Origin of the sequence: Synechococcus sp. SynAce01, assembly GCF_001885215.1 — a bacterium.
GTDB classification, from domain to species: Bacteria; Cyanobacteriota; Cyanobacteriia; order PCC-6307; family Cyanobiaceae; genus Regnicoccus; species Regnicoccus frigidus.
Window position 1 is genome coordinate 1,891,851 of sequence record NZ_CP018091.1, and the last position, 26,328, is coordinate 1,918,178.

Below are 26,328 nucleotides of genomic sequence, written 5' to 3' on the forward strand. Positions count from 1 at the left end.
GCAGTCGCTGCGCATGGTGGCCAGCCTCGCCGCTTTTCTCAAAAACCCTGGCGAGCTCAACAGTGTCTTTGGAGTGCTCCGCAGCCTGCATGGCAGCCCCCTGTCCACCCAGATGCAGCGTCACCTGCTGGCCAAACCCCGCATGGCGGCCCTGGTGGAAACGAACTGGCGACCGGACCCGATCGATCTGGCCCGGCTGGCGGCCCTGCCCGAGGGCAGCCTCGGCCGCCGCTATGCCGACCAGTTGCAGAGGCAGGGACTGACGCCCGAAAGCCTGATCGACCCCAGCCCAATCACCTCACCGGCCCAGTACATCACCCATCGCCTGCGCGAAACCCACGACATCGTCCATGTGCTCACCGGCTTTGGCACCGATGGCCCCGGTGAACTGGGGCTGCAGGCCTTCAACCTGGCCCAGGTGCGCTCCCCCTTGGCGGTGCTGCTGATCTTTGGTGGCCTGCTCAGCAGCCTGCAGAACGACGAACCACTTGAACCCCTGCTGCGGGCCCTGGCCCGGGGTTTTGAACTCGGCCTCGGAGCGCCCTGCCTGATCGCTTACAAGCTCGAAGAGGGCTGGGAGCGGCCATTGAGTTCCTGGCGTCAGGAGCTGGAGCTGCCAGTCAAGGCGTAACGCCGTTGAAGCCACTCCAGACCTTGAGTTCCTCGATCGTCAGCACCCCTTCCTTCGTTTCGCCATCCAGCACCCAGGTGGGGTAGGCCTTCACCGCGGCGGCCAGGCAGCGCTTACGACCGGCCTCGTCCCGGGCGCATTCCACATAGGGCAGGCGTTCGCCGGCTTCGGTGCCGAACAGATTCTTCTGAAAAAAACAGTGGGGGCACCACCAGGCTCCGTAGAACACCGCCCCACGCTCCACCAGGTGATCCACCAGGGCGAGCTGTTCGGCCGTTGATGGGGTCAGTGCCTTGCCCAGGCCGGAGGCCGCTCCCGGCGCAGCTGTTTGGGCCGCGATCGCGGCGCCGCCCTGGCCGACTGAACCGGAACCGCCCAGCCAAGCCAGCCCTGTGGCGAGCAGTCCGAGGGCCGCCACCCGTGCCAATCGGGGACTGCGGCATGGGGCGCTGGCCATCGAGCTGAAGGGCTAGGAACGTTCGAGGTTAGGCAGCCGTACGGGCTTCCGCCCTGCGGCGTCCCCCCAAACAGCCGCGCAGACTGGGAAACTGGACATCTGCGACCTGCACCTGGAGTTTCGATGGGCCTGCCTCGATGAGCGCCAATGGCTTCCGCGACTACTTCAAGGTTCTCGGTGTGGAGCGGGGTGCCGACGCCGAGGCGATCAAGCGTTCGTTTCGCAAGCTGGCCCGTCAGTTTCATCCGGATGTGAATCCCGATGACGCCGGCGCTGAAGCCAAGTTCAAAGAGATCAGCGAGGCCTACGAAGTGCTCTCAGATCCGGAGAAGCGACGCAAATACGAGCAGTTCGGCCAGTACTGGAGCCAGATGGGTGGCGGTTCTGGCGGCGGCGGCGCCCCCGGCTTCGATGTCGATTTCGGGCGTTACGGCAACTTCGACGATTTCATCAACGACCTGCTCGGCCGCTTCGGTGGTCAAGCGGGCAGTGCCGGCTTCTCAGGTGCGCCCGGCGGCTTCGGCTTCTCCGGCGGCTTTCCCGGAGGAGGGATCCCCTCTGGCTTCGGTGGGCCCGCGGGACGCACATCCGCGGCCAACCTGGATGCCGAAGCCACGATCAACCTCAGCTTCGCCGAGGCCTTCAACGGCTGTGAGCGTGCTCTGGCGGTGAATGAGGAGCGGGTGCAGGTGCGGGTACCTGCGGGGGTGAAAAACGGCAGCCGCCTGCGGCTCAAGGCCAAGGGCAACCTCCAGCCCGGCACCGGCCGCCGTGGTGATCTCTACCTCAATCTGCGGCTGGAAGACCATCCGATCTGGAAGCTCGATGGCGACCAGTTGCGCGCCGAGCTGCCGCTGAGCCTTGATGAGCTCGCCCTCGGCGGCGAGGTGCGCGTCGCCACCCCTGATGGCGAGGCCACCGTCCAGGTGCCAGCGGGGGTGGCCCTCGGCCGCAGCTTGCGCCTCAAGGGCAAAGGCTGGCCCCTCAAAGACGGCCGCGGCGATCTCCTGCTCAGCCTCAGTCTGAAGCTGCCGGAACGGTTCAGCGAGGCCGAGCGCGACCTGCTCGACCAACTGCGCCAAGCCCGCAGCCTTGACCCACGGGCTGAGTGGATGAAGGCCGCCAAGCTCTGAGCTGGCTGTGGGCTGGATTTCAGCTGCGATGATCATCATCGAGATGAATTCATCTTGTTGTTTATCTTTTGCTCCAGCTTTGGCTCCAGTTTTTGCTGAATGGAAACCAGCCAATGATGCTCTGGTTGATCATGACGAATGCCGGAAGATCTGAACAATCCTGATCGAGCTTTACAGTGGCTGATCCCTAACTTGCTGGCATGGAGCTCATCAACCGCCCGCGTCGATTGCGCCGCACGCCGGCCCTGCGGGCCATGGTGCGTGAGTTTCAGCTCAGCCCAGCTGACTTCATCTACCCGCTGTTTGTTCACGAAGGCACCAGCAACGATCCGATCGGCGCGATGCCCGGCGCCTGCCGTTGGAGCCTTGATGGGCTGGTGGAGGAGGTGGGCCGGGCCTGGGATCTCGGCATCCGCTGCGTGGTGCTCTTCCCGAAGGTGGCCGATGGCCTCAAAAGCGAGGACGGTGCTGAGTGTTTCAACGAAGGCGGCCTGATCCCCCGGGCGATTCGCCGGCTCAAGCTGGAGCACCCGGCGATGGCGGTCATGACCGACGTGGCCCTCGACCCCTACTCCTGCGACGGCCATGACGGCATCGTCAATGCCGAAGGGATCGTGCTTAACGACGAAACCGTCTCCCAGCTCTGCCGTCAGGCGGTGGCCCAGGCCCGCGCCGGCGCCGATCTGATCGGCCCCAGCGACATGATGGATGGCCGGGTCGGAGCGATCCGCGAAGCGCTCGATGAGGAGGGTTTCGAGCAGGTGGGCATCATCAGCTACACGGCTAAATACGCCTCCGCCTATTACGGCCCCTTCCGCGAAGCACTCGATTCAGCGCCTCGCCCCACCAGCTCCAAGCCGATCCCCACCGACAAATCCACCTACCAGATGGACCCGGCCAACGGCCGCGAAGCCCTGATCGAAGCCCTGCTCGATGAGCAGGAGGGTTCCGACATTCTGATGGTCAAGCCAGGCCTGGCCTACCTCGACATCATCCATCGACTGCGCCAGGAAACGGAGCTGCCGATCGCCGCCTACAACGTCAGCGGCGAATACGCGATGGTGAAGGCGGCGGCCGAGCGCGGCTGGATCGATGAGCGAGCGATCGTGCTCGAAACCCTGCTCTGCTTCAAGCGGGCTGGGGCCGATCTCATCCTCACGTACCACGCCTGTGATGCCGCGGCCTGGTTGCGCGACGGCTGAGGGCCTGTTTCCCGCCCGGGAGGGCAGCCCCGCCGACCAGAATGGAGGCACTCAAACAAAAACCGATGGCGGTGCAGCGACTGGGCCACGTGGCCCTGCGGGTGGAGGACATGCCCCGCGCCACGGCCTTCTATCAGGCCCTCGGGCTCCAGGTCACCTGGGAAGCCGACGACTGGACCTACCTCCAATCCCCCGAAAGCGGCGATGGCGTCGCCCTGCTCGCCAAGACCTACACCGCAGCCGGACCCCATTTCGCCTTTCACTTCTCAGACCGCGCTGAGGTCGAGCTGATTCACGATCGGCTGCAGGCCACCGGCCACAGCGTCGGCCCGGTGCATGACCACCGCGATGGCACGGCTTCGTTCTACTTGCAGGATCCAGAAGGCAACTGGCTGGAGATGCTCTACGAGCCCCCCACCGGGATCGTCTCCAACCAACCTGCCTTCAACCAGATTGCTACTAACCAGGCTGGTGTGGCGATTCAGGGGCCGGCTTGAGCGGAATCGAGGCCGAAACCCTGGCCTTGCTGGAGTGGCCGCGGCTGGCTGAGCATCTGGCCAGCTTCGCCAGCACGGTTGCCGGTCGCCAGCGTTGCCGGGCCCTGCCGCTGGCCGCGGACTGCGCCGCCAGCAAGCGGCGCCTGCTGGAAACCACCGAACTGCTCGGCCTCGATGGCCTCATCGAAGGCGGACTGAGTTTTCAGGGGGCCTGTGATCTGGCGGCCACCCTGCTGCATTGCAGCAAAGGCGGCACCGCCTCGGCGGAGGCGTTATTGGCGGTGGCCACCACCCTGGCGGCGGGGCGCCGCCTGCGGCGCCAGATCGAAGACCCCCAGCTGCGGCCGGCCTGCACGGATCTCGTCCAGGAGTTGCGCAGCCAGCCAGAGCTGGAGCAGCGCCTGCGCTTCTGCCTGGAAGAGGGCGGCCGGGTGGCGGATCGGGCCTGCCCTGCGCTCGCCGGGTTGCGCCAACAGCTGGCCGCCGGCCGCCTGCTACGGCGCGAGCGGCTGCAGGAGTTGCTGCGGCGCTTGGCGCCGCTGCTGCAAGACACAGTCATCTCCGAGCGCAACGGCCGGCCGGTGCTGGCGGTGAAAGCGGGGGCGGCGTCCCAGCTCAGCGGTCTGGTGCATGACACCTCGGCTTCTGGCAGCACGGTGTTCATCGAACCCCAGGCGGTGATCGCCCTGGGCAATCGCCTGCGCGAGTGGGAAGGCCAGGAGCGGCAGGCCGAGCAACGGGTGCTGGCCGAACTCAGTGGCTTAGTGGCGCTGCAGGCCGAGGCGCTGGGGCCCTTTCAGGAGGCCTTGGTCCAGCTGGATTTCGGCCTGGCCCGGGCGCGCTACGGGCTGGAGCTCGGCGCCGTGCGGCCCGAGCTCTCCGCTGATCCCGCCTCCCCCTGGCTGCTGCACGGGCTGCGCCACCCCCTTCTGCTCTGGCAGCAGCGCCATGCCGGCGGCCAGGCGGTGGTGCCGGTGAGTGTCACCGCCGCAGCGGCCCTGCGGGTGGTGGCGATCACCGGACCGAACACCGGCGGCAAAACCGTGAGCCTCAAGAGCGTCGGCCTGGCGGCCCTGATGGCCCGGGCCGGTCTGTTCCTTCCCTGCGCCGGTACGCCACGGCTGCCCTGGTGCTCCCTGGTGCTCGCCGACATCGGCGATGAACAATCCCTGCAGCAGAACCTCTCCACCTTCAGTGGCCATGTGCGCCGCATCGCCCGCATCCTGGCCGCCCTGCCAGAGCCTGCCCTGCCGCAGCCAGCAGCAGGCGCCAGCCTGGTGCTGCTCGATGAGGTGGGCGCAGGCACCGATCCGGGCGAGGGCGCGGCGCTGGCGATCGCCCTGTTGCGCCATCTGGCCGATCGGGCCCGGCTGACGCTGGCCACCACCCACTTCGGTGAGCTCAAGGCGCTGAAATACGGCGATCCCCGCTTCGAGAACGCCTCGGTGGGCTTTGATCTCGAGACTCTCTCGCCCACCTACCAGCTGCAATGGGGCATCCCCGGCCGCAGCAATGCCCTGGCGATCGCCGCGCGCCTGGGGCTCTCCGGCGACGTGATTGCGTCTGCCACCGACCTGCTCGCGCCCCGCGGCGATGGTGAGGTCAACCAGGTGATCCGCGGCCTGGAGGATCAGCGGCGCCGGCAGCAGGAGGCCGCCGAGGATGCCGCCGCCCTGCTGGCCCGCACCGAGCTGTTGCATGAGGAGTTGCTGCAGCGCTGGCAGCAGCAACAGGAGCAGTCAGCCGAGCTGCAGGAGCAGCGCCGCCAGGCGCTGGAGCTCTCGATCCGCTCGGGCCAAAAAGAGGTGCGACGGCTGATCCACCGCCTGCGCCAGGGCCAGGCCGATGGCGAGAGCGCCAGGCAGGCCGGCCAGCGGCTCAAGCGGCTGGAGCAACAGCACCGGCCCCAGCCCCAGCGCCGCGAGCCCAACGGTTGGCGGCCGGTGCTGGGAGAACGCATCCGTCTGCTCTCGCTCGGCAAGGCGGCGGAGGTGCTGGCGATCAGCCCCGGTGGGGCCGAACTCACGGTGCGCTGCGGCGTGCTGCGCCTGACTGTGGAGCTCAGCGCCATCGAGAGCCTCAGTGGCGAGAAGCCGGCCCCAGTGGAATCCGCGGCGCCGAAGGTGCAGATCCAGATGCCCGCCAGCCATCGCCGCTCCGGGCCGGAGGTGCGCACCGAGCGCAACACCGTTGATGTGCGCGGCCTGCGGGTCCATGAAGCGGAGGCCGCCGTGGAGGAAACGCTGCGTGGTGCCCGGGGCCCTGTCTGGGTGATCCATGGCATCGGCACCGGCAAGCTCAAGCGGGGGCTGCGCCAATGGCTGGACACCCTGCCCTGGGTCGAGCGGGTCAGCGACGCTGAAAAGGGCGATGGTGGACCCGGCTGCAGCGTGGTCTGGGTGGCCTAGGCCCTGAGATTGGGCAGTTCCGGTTCCGCCGCCGCCTCGGCCAGGCCCCTGGCCTCCGCCGGCAGGGGCAAGGCTTCCCCGGATGCATCGAAGAAGCGCCAGCCCGCCTGGTCGATTTCCAGATGGACCGTCTGGCCAGGGCTCATCTGCTGGGAGGGGTCGCCGCGCACCTGCACCAGGTGTCCACCATCCAGCAGGCGGCAGCTGATCAGCGCTTCGTTGCCGAGGGCTTCAACGTGGCAGACCTCGGCTTGGATGTTGCGGTTGGCAGCGGGGGCGATTTTGAGATTTTCTGGCCGCAGGCCGCCGGTGATTGCCCCTTCGTAGGCGCCGCTGGTGTAGTGGATCAGGGCCTGGCCGCTGGGCCCCTCCACCAGAAAGCGCCTGGAGCCCAGCTGCACCTGGTCGCCACCCACCGCCAGCACCGGCAGCAGGTTCATCGGCGGGCTGCCGATGAACTGGGCCACGAACAGATTCGACGGCCACTTGTAGAGCTGCATCGGCGTGCCGAGCTGTTGGAGCCGTCCGGCGTTGAGCACGGCGATGCGGTGGCCCATCGTCATCGCCTCCACCTGGTCGTGGGTGACGTAGAGGGTGGTGGTGCCGAGCTGGCGCTGCAGGTCAACGATCTGGGCCCGGGTGCCGGTGCGCAGCTTGGCGTCGAGGTTGCTGAGGGGTTCATCCATCAGAAACACCGAGGGCTGGCGGGCGATCGCCCGACCCAGCGCCACCCGTTGCTTCTGGCCGCCGGAGAGCTCCTTCGGCAGTCGATCGAGCAGGGGTGTGAGCCCGAGTTGTTCGGCCACCGTGGCGATCCGCCGGCTGATGGCCTCCTCCCGGGGCGAGGGAATCCTCAGGCCACGGGGCAGGGGCTGGCTGAGGCGATGCAGGCTGTCCTGGAGCAGTTGCGGCAGGCTGAGGGGACGGCTGCGCCGCAGGCCGAAGCCGATGTTGCCGGCCACGCTGAGGTGGGGATAGAGGGCGTAGCTCTGGAACACCATCGCCACGTTCCGCTGGGCCGGGCGCAGCCCCGTGACCGCCCGATCCCCCACCAGCACCTCGCCGCTGCTGGGGGTTTCCAATCCGGCCAGGATCCGCAGCAGGGTGCTCTTGCCGCAGCCCGACGGACCCACCAGGACGAGAAATTCGCCGTCGTGAATGGTCAGATCCAGCTGGCGGAGCACTTCCACCGGCGCACCTCCCCGCCGGGCTGGAAAGGTCTTACTGACCTGCTCGAAGCGAACCTCTGCCAAGACCGGTCCTCAGACGCAGCGATCCTAGGGTTGGCTCTTCACCTGCCCCGCTCTTCAGGGTCTCCTTTGCAGTTCATTGATCAAGCCCGCGTCGCCGTCCAGGGCGGCCGGGGCGGCGACGGCATCGTGGCCTTCCGACGTGAAAAATATGTGCCGGCCGGTGGGCCCTCCGGCGGCGATGGCGGCCATGGCGGGGCCATCTGGCTGGAGGCCGACCCCAACCTGCAGACCCTGCTTGATTTCAAGTACAAACGCCTGTTTGCTGCTCCAGAGGGGCGTCGCGGCGGACCCAACCGCAGCTCCGGTGCCGGTGGCGGTGATCTGGTGGTGCGGGTGCCCTGTGGAACCGAGGTGCGTGATCAGGTCAGCCTGGCGCTGATCGGTGATCTCGTGGAGCCGGGCGAACGCCTGCGGGTGGCGGCGGGAGGGCGCGGCGGGCTCGGCAATGCCCACTACCTCAGCAACCGCAACCGCGCTCCTGAGAAATTCACCGAGGGCAAAGACGGCGAAGAGCGCCTGATCCAGCTGGAACTCAAGCTGCTGGCTGAGGTGGGCATCATCGGCCTGCCCAACGCCGGCAAAAGCACCTTGATCAGCGTGCTTTCAGCAGCGAAACCGAAAATTGCCGACTACCCCTTCACCACCCTGGTGCCCAATCTCGGCGTCGTGCGCAGGCCAAGTGGAGATGGCACCGTGTTCGCCGACATCCCCGGCCTGATCGCCGGTGCTGCGCTGGGTGCCGGACTCGGCCACGATTTTCTGCGCCACATCGAGCGAACCAGGCTGCTCGTGCACCTGGTGGATGCCGGCAGCCCTGATGTGGTGGCCGATCTGGCGGTGGTGGAAGAGGAGCTGCTCGCCTATGGCCATGGCCTCAAGGACAGGCCCCGGCTGCTGGCCCTCAACAAGATCGAACTGCTCGACAGCGAGGCACTGGATGAAGCATCTGCACGGCTGGCAGAGCGCTGGGGAAGCGAGGTGCTCAAGATCTCAGCGGTGACCCGCTCCGGCCTTGACGGCCTGTTGGCCGCCATCTGGGAGCAGCTGGGGATCGCGGATCAGTCGTCGTAGACGCGGCACTCGGGGGCTTCCGGGTTGAGGTCGCAATAAACCTCTAGGGAATTGGGATCGTGGTCGTCTTCAGGGTGGTGGGTCTTGTACTCCTGCAGCGACTTGAGCTCGTCCTCGAGGTGGCCGAGCTTGGCTTGGTCGCCAACGGTCTTGGCGGCTTCGATTTCGGTCTGATCCTTACGGATGTGCTCGTCGATGGTGTTCATGGGTACGGTCGGTTTCGACAACCAGATCATGTCGGCTTCACCCTACGGGGCGCCGCCAGCCCTTGAGCAAGCTTTGTGGGCTGGAGCTGATCAAGCCCGCAGGTCGCTGAGCTCAAGCCAGCGTTCCTCGGCGCGGTGAATGCGCTCCGCCAGGGCCGAGAGCTCCTGGGTGAGGCTGTCGAGCTGGCCGTAGTCGCGCTCAGCGCCCGCCAGTAGCTGTTGCTCCAGCTGGCTGCGCTGCGCTTCGAGCCGGGGCAGCTGGCCCTCCAGCTCGCTGAGTTCGCGGTTTTCGCTGAAACTGCGCCGCCGCTCGTCTTCCGCACCAGCCGCCTTGTTTCCATTGCCTGCGCCGAGGCTGTTGCCAGTGCCTTTACCGGGGGGCTTGCTGGGGGCGCCGCTGGCTGCCTTGGGGCTCGCGGCCGCCGGTTTGGAGGTCGCCTGCGCTGTGGCCGGGCCGGCCTGGGCGAGATAGGCGCTGTAGTTGCCCTCAAAGCGCTTGAGCAGGCCGTCCTCGAACCAGAACAGGCGGTCGATGGTGCGATCGAGGAAGTAACGGTCGTGGGAGACCACCACCACGCAGCCACGGAAATCCTCGAGAAAATCTTCGAGCACGGTCAACGTCTGCACATCCAGATCGTTGGTGGGCTCATCGAGCAGCAGCACGTTGGGGGCCTGGATCAGCAGCCGGCAGAGATAGAGCCGTCGCCGCTCGCCCCCCGAGAGCTTGCTGATCGGACTGTGCTGCTGGGCGGGCGGGAACAAAAAGCGCTCCAGCAGCTGGGATGCGCTGACCTGGACCCCGCCGAGATCGATCTGGCTGGCCGCCTCCTGGACGTACTCGATCACTTTGCGGTCCAGGCCACCGCCAGCGACCAGAGCCTCGGCCTGTTGGTCGAAGTAGGCCAGCTGCACGGTGCTACCAAGTTCGAGGCTGCCGCCTTCGGCCTGCCGCCGGCCGGCGATCAGATCGAGAAGGCTGGATTTGCCTGAGCCGTTCGGGCCGATGATCCCGACCCGGTCTTCGGGGCTGAAGTCGTAGCTGAACTCCCGCAGCAGACTGCGTCCCCCGCCCGGTACGGCGATCGACACGTTCTCGGCCGTGATCGCCCGCTTGCCGATCCGCCGGCTGGCGGTGCTGAGGCTGAGCTGGCCCTTGGCCTGGCGGGTGGGTGCCTCGCGCATCGCCTCGATCCGTTGGATCCGGGCTTTCTGCTTCGTGCTCCTGGCCTGGGGGCCGCGGCTGAGCCATTCCAGCTCCCGCCGCAGTGCTCCCTTGAACTTGGCGGCGGTGGCGGCTTCGGCGGCCTCCTCATCGGCCTTTGTCTGCAGGTAGGCGGCGTAGTTGCCGGCGTAGCTGCGCGCTTCGCCCCGATCCACCTCGACGATCCGGCGGGTGACCCGATCGAGGAAGTAGCGGTCGTGGGTGACCAGCACCAGGGCACCGCTCAAGCGCTCCAGCTGATCCTGCAGCCACTCGATGCACTGGGCATCGAGATGGTTGGTCGGTTCATCCAGCAGCAGCACATCCGGTTCCGCCACCAGGGCCGAGGCCAGGGCGAGCCGCTTACGAAATCCGCCGGAGAGATTGCCGACCTGTTGCTGCACGTCCTGGATGCCGAGCCGGTCGAGCACCTCCAGGCACTGCTGCTCCAGGTCCCAGGCCTGGCATTGGTCAAGGCGGCCCTGCAGGGTGCCCAGCTCGGCCAGCAGGGCCGTGTGACCCGGATCCTCGGCGCTTGGTTCCTCCGCCAGGGCCTCGCTGACGGCGGTGAACCGACGCAGCAGGTCAATCTTTTCGCCGCAGCCTTCGGTCACCTGCTCCAGCACGGTGCGGCTGGCTTCAAGATCCGGCTCCTGGCTCACCATCACCACCTTGAGCCGTGGCGAGGCCCGTCGTTCCCCTTCCCCGGGCGTCTCCTGGCCGGCCAGCAGCTTGAGCAGGGTCGACTTGCCAGCCCCGTTGGGGCCGATCAGGCCCAGCCGCTCTTTCTCACCCACATGCAGCGTGAGGTTCTCGAACAGGGTTTTGATGCCGAAGTCTTTGCCGACTCCCACCAGGCTGATCAAACTCACGCGTTCGAGGGTTGTCGTTGGTTCTCCAGGTAAGCAAAGACACTCTTGTCGCCCACATCGGCGGCGGCAGGCATCGGGAACTTGCGCAGGCAGAGCAGCAGCAGCAGCCCCGCCTGAACCGCCAGCAGGGTGAAGGCGGTGCTGGTATCGAACAGGCCGGTGAGCCGGCCCAGCAGGCTCACCGGCAGCAGCAGCGTCACCCCGACCGCTTCGGCCCGCTGGAAGCAGAAAAATTCCTTGAAGCCCACGCCGGCGAGGGCGGCGAAGAACGGTCCAACGGCCCAGATCCAGCGGGAATCAGCGGCCAATGTGGGCAGCATCTGGGCCGGTCCCACCCGCAGTGCTAGGGCCAGTCCGCCCAGGCAGCCCAGCAGCCAGAACAGTTGCAGGGCGCGATGCAGGGGACGCACATAGATGTGAATCCAGCGCAGCGCCAGGCCGAGGCCGAGCGCCATCACGAGCAGCCAGGGCCAGAGCACGGTGCCGCCGTGGCTCCACAGCCAGAGCAGGGAGGCCTGGCCAGCGGCGACAGCCAGCAGGGCGAGGCGATAGCCCAGCACCTCGCGCCGGTCGGTGTCGGTGATGGTGTAGAGCCCGTAGACCCCCTCAAACACCGGATCAGCCGGGCCTGTGGCCGGGCCTTCTGGCCCTCCTGGCTGCTCGCTGATGGTTTCGGTCATGGCCGGCGCTCCCCTGGAGATCCAGACACCAGTGTGGCCAGATCGGGGCCCGCCGGCACGATTCCCGAGGGCTGCAGCGGGAACAGGGCACCGAAGTAGTCGCGCCGCCAGGCCTCCGGGAAGCAGGTGGCCTCCACGCCCGGCAGACCATGGAAGCGCCGCCGCCAGTCCCACAGGGCCGGGAACTGCCAGAGCGGCTTGCGGCTGCAGCCGAACAGGGGGGCGTAGACCATCTCCATCCGGATCAGGGTGGGGAACAGCACCACATCGGCCAGGCTGAGTTGGGAGCCGCAGATCCAGGGCCCATCTGCTGAGAGGGTCGCCTCCAGCTCGCCGAGAACGCCAAACAGCTCGGCTTCAGCGCGGTCATAGGCCGCCTGGGTGCGGGCGAAGCCGCAGCGGTACACCCCATCGTTGACAGCCCCCTGCAGCCGCCCGCGCCAGCCCTCGATGGCCTCGGCCAGCCCGGCAGGTTCCAGATCTGGCACACGTTGGCCTGGAGCTGGCCAACGGTTGAGCAATTCGATCAGGCGGGCGCTTTCTCCGACCACAATGCGGCGCTCCCCCCGGTCATAGAGCACCGGCACGGTGGCGCGGGTTCCCGCAGGCGCTCCGCAGCGGCGGTAGAGATCAATCAAGGCTTCTGCGCCCTCGAAGGGGGTCACGAAGCGCCAGCGCCCGGCCTTCGGATCAGGCTCCACGACCAGCAGCTCAAGCGATCCCTGCAGCTGGCGCAGGGCCCAGACCAGCCAGGCCCGGTGCGCCCAGGGGCAGCTGCGCCCCACAATCAGCACGTGCTGACCAGGCTGGCCGGCGCTGGCCGGCAGCGGCGGAAGGGCCACAAAGGCACCGGCCGGGCGGCGGTAGTTGCCTTCGGCATCGGCTGGCCCCAGCCCACCCATTAATTGATGCCACTGCCACTGCCAGGCCTGTCTGACGGCGGCCACCACGGGGGGGGGGATGGCCATCTTCAGGCTCCAGAGGCTGAATCAACTCTGGATCGCCATGGGCCACACCTGTAAGGCTGGGCAAAAGGCTGGGCGACCAGCCTGCAGAGGAAGGCGTGCTGATGGCGGATGGGCGGGTGCTGGTGGTGGGCGGGACCCATGGCAACGAGCGCAATGCAGCCTGGCTGCTGGAGCACTGGCGCCAGGAGACCAGCTCCCTGCAGAGCCATGGTCTGGATGTCGATCTGGTGATCGGCAACCCGGCCGCCCTTGCCGCAGGAGTGCGTTATCTCGATCGTGATCTGAATCGCTCGTTCCAGCCTGCCCTGCTGGAGGATCCCGAGCAGCAGGAGCTGGAGATCCAGCGGGCCCGCCAGTTGCTCGCTGCCCACGGCCCGAGCGGCGTCAGAGCCTGCCCGGTTGTCCTCGATCTGCACAGCACCACCGCGGCGATGGGCAACTCTCTGGTGCTCTACGGCCGCCGCCCCGCCGACCTGGCCTTGGCGGCCGGTATCCAGGGCCTGCTCGGCCTGCCGATCTACCTGCACGAAGACGATGACTCCCAGCATGGATTCCTGATCGAGCGCTGGCCCTGCGGCCTGGTGATCGAGGTGGGGCCTGTGCCCCAGGGGGTGATCACCGCCACGATCTGTCGCCAGACCCAGCTGGCCGTCGAAGCGGCCCTGCAGGTGCTGGCCGACGCCCAGGCCGGGCGGCTGAAGCTGCCGGCCCGGCTGATCGTTCACCTCCACCGCGGCAGCCTGGATCTCCCCCGTCAGGCCGATGGCCAGCCCGGCGCTTGCCTGCATCCCCAGCGCCAGCACCGGGACTGGCAGCCTCTTCACCCCGGCGACCCCCTCTTCCTCACCCCAGACGGCATAACGCTCGGCCTGGAGGCCACGGCCGATTCACCGCTCTGGCCGGTGTTCATCAACGAGGCGGCCTACGGGGAGAAGGGCATTGCCCTCAGCCTCACCCAGCAACAACACTGGCCCACTCAGGCCAGCTGGTCAGAGGCGTTGACAGACCTCTGCGCCGGGTTGGCGATCACAGCGCTGACTACGGAGTGATGCGAACGGGGCCGTTATAGATCACCTCAAGCACCTCGCGGCCATCGGCGGAGATCAACAGTTCCGTTTCAAAGCTGGCGGGGAGTTCCAGCTGTTGCCAACCGGGCGCTCCTCCCAGAAAACGGAACAGGACACCCTCGTCATTGCTCTCGACAAGACAATCCCCGGCGCTGCGGTCGTACATGCAGGCATCCGGTCGATAGAGATTAAGGCCACCGTTGAGTGTCTCGGCCTTCATGCGCGCCAGGTTGGTCGCCCGTTGCAGGTTGAACGGAAAGTCAGCCTGGGCCTCGACCTGGGTGGTGGCGATGCTCAAGCTGGCAATCACGCCAATAATCAGGCCGAACCAGAGTCGGACGGCGGGCTTCAGGCTCATGGGGAGGGCCAAGGGTGCCCATCCATCAAAGCAAGGATCAGGGCAAGGATTCAGCCGCAGGCCCAGGTGCCTTGTTCCATGGTGCAGGGCAGATCGCTGCTGGTTCCGTCCGCCCAGTAGATGCGCAGGCGATCGTCGGCACTGCCCATGCGGAAGGTGAGCGACTTGACCACTCCGGCTGGAGGTTTGCCGGCTGGATCAGCCGGATTGCTGCGTGCCGGGCTGGCAAGCCGTTGCTCGACCTGCTGCAATCGCTGCTCCAGTTCTTCGATGCGCTTGGTCTCTTTCTCCGGAGCAGACCAGCAGCCGCCCAGAGCAAGGGCCATGGCCCCAAGGCCAACCATGGCCAGGGAGCGCTGGGACAGGAAACGCCACGACATCGCCAGGCTCAGACCAAAGAATCACTGCACTCCTAGCAGTGCCCTCAGGTGTTGGCCAGGCGTTCGCTCCAGTAGATGACAGCCCCCTCTAGCTCCAGCTGGTGGCGGCGACGGCGAGCTTCATGAACCGGAACGGTTTCGGAGGAACGGGATCCTTTCAAATCCCAACAGATCAACACCATAAAAACGCTGAGGAGGGTGATTCCAAAAAAAACCTTAAATAGCTTTTGCAGCTATGGGCCCTGTTCATCTGCATGACCACACCTCCGAGCCGTTGCTCAGGCGCCGTGGCAGGGCAGGTGTGGTTTAGGCGCCTGGCAAGGGAGGTGTTTTACATGGATTTCCACACCTAGCGCAAGATTCCGTTACAGTGCCTAAGGCAACGGCAGAGCTTCGGCCTGTTGCGGCAAGGCTTTTCCTCTTCGGAGTTCCTTCACAGACTTCCTTAGAGAAAACGTCCCGCCTGCCATTCGTCCTTATCCTCGCTCCTTTTTGGGGCATAACCTCCCGTTCCTATGACCACCACCGTTCAGCAGCGCTCCGGCGCTTCTGCCTGGAGTCAGTTCTGTGAGTGGGTCACCTCCACCAACAACCGCCTGTATGTCGGTTGGTTCGGTGTGCTGATGATCCCCACCCTGCTGGCTGCCACCATCTGCTTCATCGTGGCCTTCGTGGCCGCGCCCCCTGTCGACATCGACGGCATCCGCGAGCCTGTCGCCGGCTCCTTGATGTACGGCAACAACATCATCTCCGGTGCTGTTGTTCCTTCCAGCAACGCCATCGGCCTGCACTTCTACCCGATCTGGGAAGCCGCCAGCCTCGATGAGTGGCTGTACAACGGCGGTCCCTATCAGCTGGTGATCTTCCACTTCCTGATCGGCATCTTCTGCTACATGGGCCGCGAGTGGGAACTCTCCTACCGCCTCGGCATGCGCCCCTGGATCTGTGTCGCCTACAGCGCCCCTGTGGCGGCTGCCTCGGCTGTCTTCCTGATCTACCCCTTCGGTCAGGGTTCGTTCTCTGATGGCATGCCCCTCGGCATCTCCGGCACCTTCAACTTCATGTTGGTGTTCCAAGCCGAGCACAACATCCTGATGCACCCCTTCCACATGCTGGGTGTGGCTGGTGTCTTCGGCGGCTCCCTGTTCTCGGCCATGCACGGTTCACTCGTCACCAGCTCCTTGGTGCGTGAGACGACCGAAAGCGAGAGCCAGAACTACGGTTACAAGTTCGGCCAAGAGGAAGAGACCTACAACATCGTGGCGGCCCACGGCTACTTCGGTCGTCTGATCTTCCAGTACGCCTCTTTCAACAACAGCCGCAGCCTGCACTTCCTGCTCGCCACCTGGCCGGTTGTGGGCATCTGGTTCACCGCCCTTGGCGTGAGCACGATGGCCTTCAACCTCAACGGTTTCAACTTCAATCAGTCGATCCTCGATGGCCAAGGCCGCGTGATCAACACCTGGGCTGACGTGCTGAACCGTGCCGGTCTGGGCATGGAAGTGATGCACGAGCGCAACGCTCACAACTTCCCGCTTGACCTGGCCTCTGCAGAAGCCACCCCTGTGGCTTTGATCACGCCTTCCATCGGCTGATCGCAGCGGAGTCAACCCTGTTGGCTCCAGCCATGCCTTTCACCTCAAGCCCCCCTCACTGCGAGGGGGGCTTTTTTGTGGGTTGATGGGGTCCTGACGGCTGCCGCCCCCGCCTGTTGCAGGGCCAGAGTGCCAACAACGCTTTTGGATGAGCTGGGGAGATGGAGAGGATCTGCGAGCCGGAACTGATGGACGCGCCCCTGCAGGCCCAGGCCTATGCGCAAGCGGATTTTGCCAGCAGCGATCAGGCGCTGCTCGATGGCATCGCTGACCAATTCGGCGCTGATCTCGGTGATCACATCGTCGATCTCGGCTGCGGACCAGGCAACATCACCTTCCTCCTGGCCGATCGTTACCCAAACAGCCTGGTGCTCGGTATCGACGGGGCTGCCGCGATGCTGGAGATCGCCGAAGCCCGGAGACAGTCCAAGCCCCATTGGCATCAGGCCGTTCGCTTTCGGCAGGCAGTGTTGCCCTGCGCCGATCTTCAGGCTGGCTCTGCCAGCGCTGTGGTAAGCAACAGCCTGCTTCACCATCTCCACGATCCCCAGGTGCTCTGGCAGACCGTTCATCAACTTGGTTCAGCCGGTGCGGTCGTTGTCGTGCGCGATCTGCATCGCCCCGAAACGGTTGCCGATCTTGAGGCACTGGTGGCTGCACAAATGGTCGACGCACCGGTGGTGTTGCGTGCCGATTACGCCCATTCGCTGCGGGCTGCTTTTTGCTGCGAGGAGGTGGAAGAGCAGTTGCGGCTTGCCCGGCTTAATGGCCTGACGGTGGCCAGGGTGGGCGATCGCTACCTGGAGGTGAGTGGTCGATTGCCGCTGGCTTAACCGTCTCATCTGTTCTAGCCGTGGCGCTGTTGCCCGGCTTGTGCCTGCTCCTGGAATGGTTTGTGGCGAGCGGACATGTGGGCTTCTGGGTCCACGCCGGCAAAGGTGGTAGGCAACCAAACACGTACAACCATCAGCAGGGCCATGGAGGCCAGGAAGGCACAGACAGCGAGGATCTGTCGCCAATCGGTTTCCAGCACCCCGGTGACAATCACTTCGCGCAAAACCGAAACAATCGCGATCTCCACGGACACACCGATCGAAACGCGCTGCTCCTGCAGATAGATGATCAGCAGCCGGAACAGTTCAACCAGGATCAGGATGAACAGGATGTCGGAGGTGACCGCGTGGAACTTCAGGGTGGTAAACAGGGCTTCCTGAAAAAGCCAAAACCCCTGCCCTGCAGCTGGTTTGAGCCAATCAAAGGCGCTAAACTGGCCATGACCGAGCAAATCCTTGCTCGCTACATCGTGTAACGGCCACGAATGTATCGGAAACATCATAATGGCCAGCTCTCCATCGAGGAGTTCCACCTTCCTTTTGGCGGCACACTTGATCCAGATAACCGCTGGGTGGTTCTTGCTCAGTTGATACCGTGGGAAGAGCTTGAATCGTCCTACGCACCACAGTTCAGCGCCACGATCGGAGCTCCTGCCAAATCAGTACGCCTAGCGTTTGGCGCTCTTTACATCAAGCAGCGGCTTGGTCTGAGTGATGAGGAGACTGTACTGCAGATCCAGGAAAATCCATACATGCAGTATTTTCTTGGCTTCTCTGGCTACTCAAGCAAAGCCCCTTTTGATCCATCGATGATGGTTCATTTCCGTAAGCGACTATCAGATAAAGATCTGCGCAAGATCAATGAGCTGATTGTGCAGCGAGGCAAAGAGATGCTGGTTGAAGCTGTAGCTGCCAGAGTTGATGACAGCGATGAGCCGGATCATCAAGATGGAGACGGTGGCGCGCAGCTCTCACTTGATTCGATGATCAAGCCAGCTGACTGGCCAGAAGGCAAGAACTGGGGAACGATCAGCATTGATGCTTCCTGCACCCCTGCAGACATCACCTACCCTACCGATTTGAAGCTGCTCAACGAGGCGAGGAATGGCACTGAAAAGATTATCGATGATCTTTGCCATCAGTCCAAAGGTTTTGGACGCCATCGCCCCCACTACAACCGCGAAAAAGCTCGTTTCAGCTTCCTCACGATCGCCAAGCAGAAAAAGCCAAGGCTGCGCAAAATCAAGGCTGCAGTGAGGAAGCAGCTCAGCTACCTGCAGCGCAATCTTGAGTCGATCGACGCGTTGATCGCTGTTGGGGCAAGCCTTTCTGCCCTCAAGCAGCACTGGTGGCAGAAGCTTCTGGCCTGCAGTGAACTGGCACGGCAGCAAGCCATCCTTCTCGAAAGCAATACCAGAAGCATTCCCCATCGGCTGGTGCACCTGGTTCAGAAGCAGGTGAGGCCGATCGTTCGAGGAAAAGCAAGGGCAGCTGTGGAGTTTGGTGCCAAAATCAGCATCACTGTGGAGAATGGTTTTCCATTTCTTCATCGCATCAGTTGGGATGCATACAACGAAGGTGGAGATCTCATTGCTCAGGCAGAAAAATATAAAGAAGACAATGGTTGCTACCCAGAGCGGATCTGCGCTGATCGTATCTACATCAATCGCGAGAATAGACACTTCTGCATGAGAAACGGAATCCGGCTCTCAGGCAAGCCTTTGGGGCGTCCCCCAAAGAACCCAGAGCTGAATGCTGCCCGCAAGCAGCAACTCAATGCTGATCAGCGCCGACGCAATGAGGTAGAGGGATCCTTTGGAGCTGGAAAGCGTAAGTATTCATTGGATCAGATCATGGCCAAACTCAAGCATGGTGCCGAGACCACGATCTCGATGGCCTTCATCGTGATGTGCTCCGAGAAGGTGCTGAGGCTGCTGCGCCTCTTTTTTGTCCTTATTCTGGGTTGGTTATTGGGTCTTTACAGCCTCCAGGAGGAGAACTCAGAGGGCTACTACTCTCTCAGAGGCCAATCGCACGATTTGCTGCTTGCGGTATAGGCAGCATCGAGTCGCTGGCTGTTTCGGCGAAGCACTTGCATTTTGCGTGAGTGCCTTGCTTTTGTTTTTCAGGAATTCCTAAACAACGACAGAAAGATGGCTCTGAGTTGCAGGGCCATCACGCAGAACAGACCCACGCACAACGACACCGCAATGAGGTCTTGAACCACTTCAAGAGCCTGGACGATCTGGACCCGACGGAAGGTCTGGTGCCAGGGCACGCCTTCTGACTGGCTGGATGGGGCTGCAGGCGACGGCTCTGTTCGGATGCGATGGCCGTTGGCGATCGCGTAGGCCATGGCTGGAGTTTTGGACTTGCTGGCCTGGTTGCCCGTTTTGGGCGGCAAATCAGAAACTCTCGCTGAGAGCTCAGCTGATTCGTGGCTGGTCTGCTCCGTGTCGTTGAACGCCCTGCGGTTGGATTCCGGGGGGCTTGTCTCCGTGTTGGCCATCAGTTCGGGTCTCTGCAGGATTGTGCTGAGGCAAGCCGGCTTGGCTGATCAGGCGTTGGGATCGAAGTTAATCCAAGTGGTTCTTATCGGTCAATTAAAAAATGATCAGTTCTGCTGATGTTGCTGATGGAGGAGGGCGGGTTGGGAGCGTTGGATCGCTGCTGCCACGATTTGGATCAGAACGCTCTCCAGGCAATAGGTCTGAGGTTTTTCGGCAGGTAAAAAGGGTGCATGGGTTGGGCGGTTTTGCCGAGGCGCAACACCTGCAGCGGCGGCAGAAAAGCCATCGCGGCGCGGTCGCCTGACAGTCGCGTCCGGCTTGCGTGCCCTGGCGGCCCCAGGCGGCAACAACCGTTGCTGAACTGGCGGCGCAGGCCCGCAGCCAGGCAGCGTTCTCAGGCCCCACCGGTTTCTCCGCCGCCAGCAGCGTGGCGGGATGGCGGGCCCGAAAGGCGAACAGGTTGGTCAGGCACAGGCCGCCATAACCCCAGTCCTGGGCAAAGCGGATGCAGCGGCGAGTGGTGGCATCGTCGCGCTGCCAGTGGCGCCAGAGCACGTAGCGATAAAGGCCCCAGGGGCTGAAGACGGCTGAGCGTCCCATCCGGTGTGCGTGTTGGTCAACGCAGCAACACGCCTATTTTGCCCAAATCCAATTTTGAACGATAAAAACAGTCAAATAACGGCCAAGAATCTTAATTCTGCCTCCCAATCTGCACATTGTTCTGGAGAAACGTTCTTTGGGGAATCCGAGTGAGTTCTCCAGTAACTTGGTCGATCTTCTGTTATCAGGGGGCAGGAGATAGTCGATGTCTTGTTCCTCGCTCAGCCCGCTGCTCTTACCTGCAACGTTGTTGTGCTGATACCAGCCAACTAACCGGTCCGTAGGGGGGAGTTTGCTGTTCGAGATTTTGAGAAAGCCGGTGATCGGACTTGAACCGACGACCTACTGATTACGAATCAGTTGCTCTACCACTGAGCTACACCGGCGCTTGCCTGAAACTAGCATCGGACTTCCCACCCCCCTTGCCGTCCATGCCATCGCGCCAACCTCGGCCCCTGGATCCGGAACTGAGGGCTCGCTTGCTCCAAGAGGTTCACGCTCCTTGGCGGGGGCTGCGCCGGGCCCTCTGGTTCGCCCTCAGCGCCTCGGCAGCGATTGGTCTGGCCACCATGGCTCTGCGGGTCTCCGCTGGTGGTGAGCTGGGCTCAGGGGATCTGCTCATTCAGGTCGGTGCGCTGCTGCTCTTCGGTCTGCTGCTCTGGCGTGATCGCAGTCCCAGGCCCAGCGACAGCTAGCGAGAGCGGTTCGGGCAGCAGCAAGGGCAGCCCCAGGCTCAGCCGTTGCTCTTGCGGCTCCGTTGGCTCCAGCGGACTGGCGGTGGCCAGTTGGGAGGCGGGCCTGCTCAGCAGCCAGAGAGCCTGCAGCAACTGCTGCCATTGCCAGAGCATCAGCCCAAGCAGGGCAGCCGCCAGCAACAGGGCCACCAGCCTGCTGCTGTGGCGCAAGGGGGAAAGAGCCGTGGCTATGGCGGCCTGACTGTCGCTGAGCCACAACACCGGCAGCAGAGCCAGAGCTCCGGCCGCTGCGAGCAGTTTCAGCGGCAAGGGCGACTGAAGACAGCTGAGCCTGCGCTGCTGCTCACTGCGCCCCTTGGCCGGTGTCTGCAGCAGCAACAGTGACCAGACATCAGCGGGCTGCTGCCAGAGCAGGGCTGCAGGCAAAAGAGCGCCGAGGCCCCAGCAGAGAAGCCGCTCGAGCCCTGGCAAGGGGCCCGGATCGCTTCCGGCCAGCAGCAGCAATAGCAGTAGCAGCTCGGCAGGAGCAGCAGCCAGGCCCAGCAGTTGGACCCAAAGCAGGGGCTCGCTGCGCGGGTTCACGGCGTTCAGTTGGTGCTCAGGGTGCGCCGCTGGGTGACCAGCTTGTAGGCCTCGACGCGATCCTTGTCTTGCCAGTTGGCGAAACGATCGCAGCCGATGCCGCACTCGAAACCGGTGGCCACCTCTTTGACGTCGTCCTTGTTGCGACGCAGGGAGTCGAGGTCGCCCTCGAAGACCACCTGTTTGGCGCGATGCACCCGGACCTTGCAGTTGCGCTGCAGCTTGCCGCTGGTGATGTAACAGCCGGCAACGGCTGTCTTGCCGATACTGAAAACGGCCCGCACCTCGGCTTCACCCAGGGTTTCCTCCACCATCTCTGGCTCGAGTAAGCCCTCCATCGCCGACTGAATGTCTTCCAGCAGCTTGTAGATCACCTCGTAGTCGCGCACGTCGACGCCGTTGGCATCGGCCGCCTTCTTGGCCCCTGAGGCCATGGAGGTGTTGAAGCCCACGATCACCGCCCCTGAGGCGGCAGCAAGATCCACGTCGGTTTCGGTGATCTCGCCGGGTGCCGAGAGCAGCACCCGCACCTGAACTTCGCCCTGGGGCAGTTGTTCGAGCGAGCCGAGAATCGCCTCAACGCTGCCCTGGACATCGGCCTTGAGGATGAGGTTGAGCTCCTTGAGCTCTCCTTCGCTGGCCTGGCCCGACATCGAAGCCAGCGACACCCGGCGGGAAGCCATCTGCTGGGCCAGGCGAGTCGCCCGAGCCACGTTGGCCCGGTCACCCACCACGGCGCGGGCGGCCTTCTCGTCGGCATAGACCTCGAATTCGTCGCCGGCTGTGGGCACTTCGCTGAAGCCCAGAGCCTCCACGGCGGAGGAAGGGCCAGCCAGCTTGACCCGTTGGCCGGTGTCATCCACCATCGCGCGCACCTTGCCAAGGATGGGTCCGGCAGCCAGCACATCTCCTGCCCTGAGAGTGCCGTTCTGGATCAGCAAGGTGGCCACTGGGCCCTTCGCCTTGTCGAGGTGGGCTTCGATCACGGTGCCTTTGGCCATCCGATCGGGGTTGGCCTGGAGATCTTCGACCTCCGAAACCAGCAGGATCATCTCCAGCAATTTGTCGATGTTCTCGCGTTTGATCGCGCTCACCGGCACCATCACCGTGTCGCCGCCCCAGTCTTCAGCGACGAGCTGCTGGTTGGAGAGCTCCTGCTTGACCCTCTCGGGCTGGGCTCCTTCCTTGTCGATCTTGTTGATCGCGACCACGATCGGCACTTCGGCGGCGCGGGCGTGGCTGATCGCTTCGAGGGTCTGGGGGCGAACGCCGTCATCGGCGGCCACCACCAGCACCGCCACGTCGGTGACCTTGGTGCCACGGGCGCGCATGGCGGTGAACGCCTCGTGGCCGGGGGTATCAAGGAACGTGATGGTGCGTTGTTCACCGGCGTGGCTGACATCCACCTGGTAGGCACCGATGTGCTGGGTGATGCCACCGGCTTCACCGGCGGCCACCCGGGTTTTGCGGATGGCATCGAGCAGGCTCGTTTTGCCGTGATCGACGTGGCCCATCACGGTGACCACCGGCGGCCGGCGAATCAAGTGCAGCTTGTCGCTTTCCTCGATCATCTCGACCGTCTTCTTGGCGGCCTCCTGGACGTCGTCTTCCAGGACCGGCACTCCGAACTCATCGGAGACCGTTTCGATCGTGGAGAGATCAAGGGTCTGGGTGACCGTGGCGATGATCCCTTTGAAGAACAGTGACTTGATGATCTCGGAACTCTCCACACCGAGGCGGTCGGCCAGTTCCTGCACCGTGAGGTTGCCCTCGGGCACGATCAGCATCTCGGGCCGGGCGCCCTTGGCCTCGCGTGCGGCGCGCAGTTCCATGGCACGGCGCCGCTGGCGCTGGCGCGTGGTTTCTTTCTTGCGTTTGCGGATTGCCGCCACTGGCTTGACACCAGGGGTGGCCGCACGGGTGCGGGGCCGGGCCGGACGGGCCAGGCTGGCCTGAAGAATCAGGGCCTCCTGTTCACCGGCGAAACCGCTGGTTTCAGTGGTGAGGGCATCATCGTTTTCACCGATGATGTGGACCTTCTGACGCTGCTTCTGCGGTGATTTACTGCGCAGGGCCTCGAGTTTGGCACTGTCATCCCATTCCGGCCGGCGGGCGCGGCTTGCGGGCTGCGGTGTGCGGAATCCAGGCCGTCTGGGGGCTGCCGGGGCCGTTGCTGTTGGCCGAGGACCGTCGGCTGTGGCATTGCCTATTCCCCCTTCCGGCCGCCGGGGTGGAGCGGCAGGGGTGCGACTGCCGGGGGTCTGGAGCTGCATCAGCTCGCCGGGAGACACGGGCTTGCGCATGCCCTGGGGCATGCCGCCCGGGCGCACGGGTGCGCCGGCCGTGCTGCGGACCGGTGCCGCGGGAGAAGCCGCATCGCGGCGGATCGGCTTGCCGACCAGCTCGAGTGGACTGCGGGGCGGAACCTGCCGCACCGGCGATGGCGCACGTTGCGGAGCACCGCTGGGCCGCTGGCTGAGTCCAGGCCGGGCTGAAGGCGGAGCCGGCCGGCTGCTGGTGGGGCTCGGTTGACCGCTCTGGGGCCGGCCGATCAGCTGGGGTTGGCTGCCACTGCCACTGCTGGCCGGGCGTGGCGACGATCCAGGCCGCTGCGGCGCAGCGGGGCGGGGTGCCGGTGCGCTGCCCCTGGGCAAGGGACGGGGGCTGGTGGCCGGCTTGGGGCTGGGAGAAAGGGCAGCCTCGGGCTTGCGGGCCGGCGCCGGTGGCTTGATCACGACCGGAGGAGCGGGCCTGGCCGGGGCTGGGGTGGTTTTAGGCGGACCGACGGGCCTGGCTGGTGAGGGCGCTGCAGCCGCCGTAACCGGCTTGACCGGTGCGGCAGCTGGCTTTGCCGGGGCGCCAACAATCTTGGGCAACGATGGAGCTGCCTTGGGAGCCGATGGGGCGGCCTGGGGCTTGCTGGGGCCGGTAGGCCTGGTTGGAGCCGTTGTCGTTGCTGGGGCAGCAGGCTTGGCCGGCGCTGTGACCGGTGCGCTGGCTGATGGAGCAGCTGGCGCGGGTGTCACGGCCTTCTTGACCGAGAGGATGGCCTTCGACGGAGCAGGGGTGGCTGGCGTTGGGGTTGCCCCTGCAGGCCTTGCCGGGGCAACTGGCCGGGAGGCCCTGTTGCCATTGGGCTTGATCAAGTCGCGGATGCGGCCGGCCTCGTCATCGCTGATCGAGCTGCTGTGGCTCTTGGCCGCGATCGACAGCTTCTCGGCGGCATCGAGCACGTCGCGGCTCTCCAGGCCCAAGTCCCGGGACAGCTCATAAATTCTGACTTTGCCGCTGCTGGTCATTCAGATCTCCAATCGGTCGGGGCAACGGGTGCCGCCGAGCCCCACGCACGGTGCGGCCACTGTTCATCTTGCCTCAGCGGCTGCAGCCCGTGCGTCCTCCAGCCGCTGTTGAAGTGCCGTGTGAATGGAATCCGCCACCTGGCAGCGCAGAGCCCGTTGCAGCTTCTTGCGGCGTCTGGCCTCCTCCAGGCACTCCAGGCTCGCGCAGAGGTAGGCCGAACGACCCATACCCTCATCAAGCACCACTTGTTTGGCTGGCAAACGGACCACCCGCAAGAGCAGTCGGCGATCCAGGAGCTGCCTGCAACTCACGCACCGGCGCAGAATTGGCCGGCCGCTCAACGGAGCCCGTCTTGGCTGATAGCAGCCTCGCTTGTAACAGCCTCGGCCTCTCCATCGCTTGCAGCGGCTTCGTTGGCCGGCTCATCAGAGCTGGCCACAGCGACCCCTTCCGGCTCGCCGGCTACGAATTCGCCCTGAGCGTCCTCGGCGTCGTCGCCCTCTTCGAATTCGTCCTCTGGCAGGGGGTAGAGCTCGCGCAGGCGGGCATCTTCCTCGGCACGGATCGCCTGTTCAGCCTCCAGCCGCGCCTCAGCTTCGGCTTGGATTCTTTCGTCTTCCTCGCGCAGGCCGATCAGTTCAGCGGCTTTGGCATCCTCGGCAACCTGGTCGTATTCCAGGGCATTTTTGATGTCGATCTTCCAGCCGGTCAGGCGGGCGGCGAGGCGCACGTTCTGACCTTCGCGGCCGATCGCCAGGCTGAGTTGGTCAGGTGGCACCAGCACGTGCGCGTGGTGGCCTTCGGGGTCCACCAGCCGCACCATTTCGACGCGGGCCGGGCTCAGTGAGTTGGCAAGGTACTGGCCTGGATCGGCAGACCAGCGGATCACGTCGATCTTTTCGCCGCGAAGTTCGTTGACCACCTGCTGGATACGCGAGCCGCGGGCACCGATGCAGGCACCAACTGGATCCACTTCACGCTCGATGCTGTCGACAGCCACCTTGGTGCGTGGACCGACCGAGCGGGACGGTGGATTGGCTTCCCGGGCCACGGCCACGATCCGCACCGAACCCTCCTGGATTTCGGGAACTTCGTTTTCGAAGAGGTAAACCACCAGGCCGGCATTAGCCCTGGAGACGAACAACTGGGGGCCGCGACGCGCCACTTCGGAAACTTCTTTGAGGAAGACCTTGAAGGTGGCGTTGGCCCGGTAGTTGTCATTGGGAAGCTGGTCGCGGCGCGGCAGCTCAGCCTCCACCTCAGGCCTTCCCAGGCCTGAGCTCACCGCCATGATCACCGACTGTCGCTCGAAGCGGATCACCCGGGACGTGAGCACCGGATCCTCCAGGTCGGCGAATTCCTCCTGGATCATGCGGCGCTGCTGATCGCGCAGTTTCTGGGCCAGCACCTGCTTGGTGGTGGAGGCCGCCATCCGGCCGAAATCTTCCTTTTCCGGGGTGACATCAAGCACCACGGTGTCGCCGATCTGGGCGTCTTCGGCTACTTGCTGAACCTCGACGAGCCCGATCTGGTGATCGTCGCTCTCCACTTCTTCGACGATGATCTTGCTGGCCAGAACCCGGTAGCCCTCTTCCTCAAGGTCGAGACCGACGTCAAAATTGCTGAAGTAATCCTCTTCAAAAGGATCCTCACTGATGCCGAGATAGAGCGTGCGGCGATAGCGCTCGTAGCCTTTGAGAAGGGCTTCCCGCAGCGCCGCTTCCACCACCTGGGTGGGCAGTTTCTTTTCGTCGCTGATGTCCTCGATCAGGTTCTGCAGGCCGGGGAGAAGAACGAGTGCCATCGGATCAAAAGAAGAAGTGGTGGTG

Annotated in this window: 25 protein-coding genes, 1 tRNA gene and 1 pseudogene; 11 read left to right on the top strand and 16 right to left on the bottom strand. The window is 64.5% G+C overall.

The features are described 5' to 3' along the window. Positions 1-13 precede the first annotated feature (13 nt). Positions 14-631 carry a Coq4 family protein gene (locus BM449_RS09920; protein WP_071802187.1) on the top strand — a complete coding sequence of 206 codons (618 nt, stop codon included), beginning with the start codon at positions 14-16 and terminating at the stop codon, positions 629-631. On the opposite strand, the gene BM449_RS09925 is transcribed toward BM449_RS09920, so the two are convergent. Further along, positions 621-1,088 (bottom strand): hypothetical protein, encoded by a 468-nt coding sequence (locus BM449_RS09925; RefSeq protein ID WP_071801081.1) that lies wholly within the window; start codon positions 1,086-1,088, stop codon positions 621-623. The genes BM449_RS09920 and BM449_RS09925 overlap by 11 nt on opposite strands. A gap of 137 nt (positions 1,089-1,225) precedes the next feature. On the opposite strand from BM449_RS09925, the gene BM449_RS09930 reads away from it, so the two are divergent. Genes BM449_RS09930 through BM449_RS09945 form a run of 5 tightly spaced genes read left to right on the top strand, consistent with a single transcriptional unit; the run spans position 1,226 to position 6,328 of the window. Continuing rightward, a complete protein-coding gene (locus BM449_RS09930) occupies positions 1,226-2,221 on the top strand; it encodes a J domain-containing protein (protein ID WP_071801082.1) in 996 nt (331 codons plus the stop codon). A 28-nt stretch (positions 2,222-2,249) separates the two neighbouring features. Further along, the gene (locus BM449_RS15525) at positions 2,250-2,375 is read left to right on the top strand and encodes a hypothetical protein (RefSeq protein ID WP_255448133.1); all 126 of its coding nucleotides are present in this window, start codon (positions 2,250-2,252) and stop codon (positions 2,373-2,375) included. Positions 2,376-2,421: 46 nt separating this feature from the next. Next, positions 2,422-3,423 carry a porphobilinogen synthase gene (gene hemB / locus BM449_RS09935; RefSeq protein ID WP_071801083.1) on the top strand — a complete coding sequence of 334 codons (1,002 nt, stop codon included), beginning with the start codon at positions 2,422-2,424 and terminating at the stop codon, positions 3,421-3,423. A gap of 41 nt (positions 3,424-3,464) precedes the next feature. Beyond that, positions 3,465-3,920 carry a VOC family protein gene (locus BM449_RS09940; protein WP_186437635.1) on the top strand — a complete coding sequence of 152 codons (456 nt, stop codon included), beginning with the start codon at positions 3,465-3,467 and terminating at the stop codon, positions 3,918-3,920. Next, complete coding sequence (locus BM449_RS09945; protein WP_071801085.1) at positions 3,917-6,328, top strand: endonuclease MutS2; 2,412 nt, start codon at positions 3,917-3,919, stop codon at positions 6,326-6,328. Before BM449_RS09940 ends, BM449_RS09945 begins: the two co-directional genes overlap by 4 nt. Here the strand turns inward: BM449_RS09945 and BM449_RS09950 are convergent. Next, positions 6,325-7,581 (bottom strand): ABC transporter ATP-binding protein, encoded by a 1,257-nt coding sequence (locus BM449_RS09950; protein ID WP_071801087.1) that lies wholly within the window; start codon positions 7,579-7,581, stop codon positions 6,325-6,327. The genes BM449_RS09945 and BM449_RS09950 overlap by 4 nt on opposite strands. A gap of 66 nt (positions 7,582-7,647) precedes the next feature. Here BM449_RS09950 and cgtA point away from each other — a divergent pair, with 66 nt between their 5' ends. Next, a complete protein-coding gene (gene cgtA, locus BM449_RS09955) occupies positions 7,648-8,652 on the top strand; it encodes an Obg family GTPase CgtA (RefSeq protein WP_071801089.1) in 1,005 nt (334 codons plus the stop codon). Here cgtA and BM449_RS09960 read toward each other — a convergent pair. The 4 genes from BM449_RS09960 to BM449_RS09975 form a co-directional block, all read right to left on the bottom strand. Next, complete coding sequence (locus BM449_RS09960) at positions 8,640-8,858, bottom strand: CP12 domain-containing protein (RefSeq protein ID WP_071802189.1); 219 nt, start codon at positions 8,856-8,858, stop codon at positions 8,640-8,642. The genes cgtA and BM449_RS09960 overlap by 13 nt on opposite strands. 90 nt (positions 8,859-8,948) lie before the next feature. Beyond that, on the bottom strand, positions 8,949-10,931 hold the full coding sequence (locus BM449_RS09965) for an ABC-F family ATP-binding cassette domain-containing protein (protein WP_071801091.1): 1,983 nt from the start codon (positions 10,929-10,931) through the stop codon (positions 8,949-8,951). Then, on the bottom strand, positions 10,928-11,611 hold the full coding sequence (locus BM449_RS09970) for a DUF2301 domain-containing membrane protein (protein ID WP_071801093.1): 684 nt from the start codon (positions 11,609-11,611) through the stop codon (positions 10,928-10,930). The genes BM449_RS09965 and BM449_RS09970 overlap by 4 nt, the downstream gene beginning before the upstream one ends. Then, the gene (locus tag BM449_RS09975; protein WP_071801094.1) at positions 11,608-12,579 is read right to left on the bottom strand and encodes a glutathione S-transferase C-terminal domain-containing protein; all 972 of its coding nucleotides are present in this window, start codon (positions 12,577-12,579) and stop codon (positions 11,608-11,610) included. Before BM449_RS09975 ends, BM449_RS09970 begins: the two co-directional genes overlap by 4 nt. Before the next feature lie 101 nt (positions 12,580-12,680). On the opposite strand from BM449_RS09975, the gene BM449_RS09980 reads away from it, so the two are divergent. Continuing rightward, the gene (locus tag BM449_RS09980; protein ID WP_071802190.1) at positions 12,681-13,628 is read left to right on the top strand and encodes an aspartoacylase; all 948 of its coding nucleotides are present in this window, start codon (positions 12,681-12,683) and stop codon (positions 13,626-13,628) included. Here the strand turns inward: BM449_RS09980 and BM449_RS09985 are convergent. Together BM449_RS09985 and BM449_RS09990 are read right to left on the bottom strand one after the other, a co-directional pair. Beyond that, positions 13,618-14,004 carry a hypothetical protein gene (locus BM449_RS09985; RefSeq protein ID WP_071801095.1) on the bottom strand — a complete coding sequence of 129 codons (387 nt, stop codon included), beginning with the start codon at positions 14,002-14,004 and terminating at the stop codon, positions 13,618-13,620. The two genes, BM449_RS09980 and BM449_RS09985, sit on opposite strands and share 11 nt — an antisense overlap. 50 nt (positions 14,005-14,054) lie before the next feature. Next, the gene (locus tag BM449_RS09990) at positions 14,055-14,384 is read right to left on the bottom strand and encodes a hypothetical protein (RefSeq protein ID WP_071801096.1); all 330 of its coding nucleotides are present in this window, start codon (positions 14,382-14,384) and stop codon (positions 14,055-14,057) included. Positions 14,385-14,899: 515 nt separating this feature from the next. Here BM449_RS09990 and psbA point away from each other — a divergent pair. Next, positions 14,900-15,979 carry a photosystem II q(b) protein gene (psbA, locus tag BM449_RS09995; protein ID WP_071800883.1) on the top strand — a complete coding sequence of 360 codons (1,080 nt, stop codon included), beginning with the start codon at positions 14,900-14,902 and terminating at the stop codon, positions 15,977-15,979. Positions 15,980-16,140: 161 nt separating this feature from the next. Next, positions 16,141-16,812, top strand: coding sequence for a class I SAM-dependent methyltransferase (locus BM449_RS10000; protein WP_071801097.1), 672 nt, complete (start codon positions 16,141-16,143; stop codon positions 16,810-16,812). Between the two features lie 14 nt (positions 16,813-16,826). Here the strand turns inward: BM449_RS10000 and BM449_RS10005 are convergent, their stop codons facing one another. Next, complete coding sequence (locus tag BM449_RS10005; protein WP_233830632.1) at positions 16,827-17,345, bottom strand: phosphate-starvation-inducible PsiE family protein; 519 nt, start codon at positions 17,343-17,345, stop codon at positions 16,827-16,829. Here BM449_RS10005 and BM449_RS10010 point away from each other — a divergent pair. Continuing rightward, positions 17,298-18,810: pseudogene (locus BM449_RS10010) on the top strand (IS5 family transposase); the annotation flags it as partial. The gene BM449_RS10005 and the pseudogene BM449_RS10010 sit on opposite strands and share 48 nt — an antisense overlap. Positions 18,811-18,937: 127 nt before the next feature. On the opposite strand, the gene BM449_RS15595 reads toward BM449_RS10010, so the two are convergent. From BM449_RS15595 to nusA, 7 genes are all read right to left on the bottom strand, one after another. Then, positions 18,938-19,321, bottom strand: coding sequence for a hypothetical protein (locus BM449_RS15595; protein ID WP_071801099.1), 384 nt, complete (start codon positions 19,319-19,321; stop codon positions 18,938-18,940). A gap of 94 nt (positions 19,322-19,415) precedes the next feature. After that, positions 19,416-19,922 carry a DUF1643 domain-containing protein gene (locus tag BM449_RS10020; RefSeq protein WP_071801100.1) on the bottom strand — a complete coding sequence of 169 codons (507 nt, stop codon included), beginning with the start codon at positions 19,920-19,922 and terminating at the stop codon, positions 19,416-19,418. 314 nt (positions 19,923-20,236) lie between these two features. Continuing rightward, a tRNA-Thr gene (locus BM449_RS10025) sits at positions 20,237-20,308 on the bottom strand. A 219-nt stretch (positions 20,309-20,527) separates the two neighbouring features. Further along, entirely contained in the window at positions 20,528-21,199 is a 672-nt protein-coding gene (locus BM449_RS10035) for a low-complexity tail membrane protein (protein ID WP_071801102.1), read from the bottom strand. Positions 21,200-21,204: 5 nt separating this feature from the next. Continuing rightward, a complete protein-coding gene (infB, locus tag BM449_RS10040) occupies positions 21,205-24,498 on the bottom strand; it encodes a translation initiation factor IF-2 (protein WP_071801103.1) in 3,294 nt (1,097 codons plus the stop codon). Between the two features lie 63 nt (positions 24,499-24,561). Beyond that, on the bottom strand, positions 24,562-24,840 hold the full coding sequence (locus BM449_RS10045; RefSeq protein ID WP_071801104.1) for a YlxR family protein: 279 nt from the start codon (positions 24,838-24,840) through the stop codon (positions 24,562-24,564). Further along, a complete protein-coding gene (gene nusA / locus BM449_RS10050; protein ID WP_071801105.1) occupies positions 24,837-26,303 on the bottom strand; it encodes a transcription termination factor NusA in 1,467 nt (488 codons plus the stop codon). The genes BM449_RS10045 and nusA overlap by 4 nt, the downstream gene beginning before the upstream one ends. Positions 26,304-26,328 lie beyond the last annotated feature (25 nt).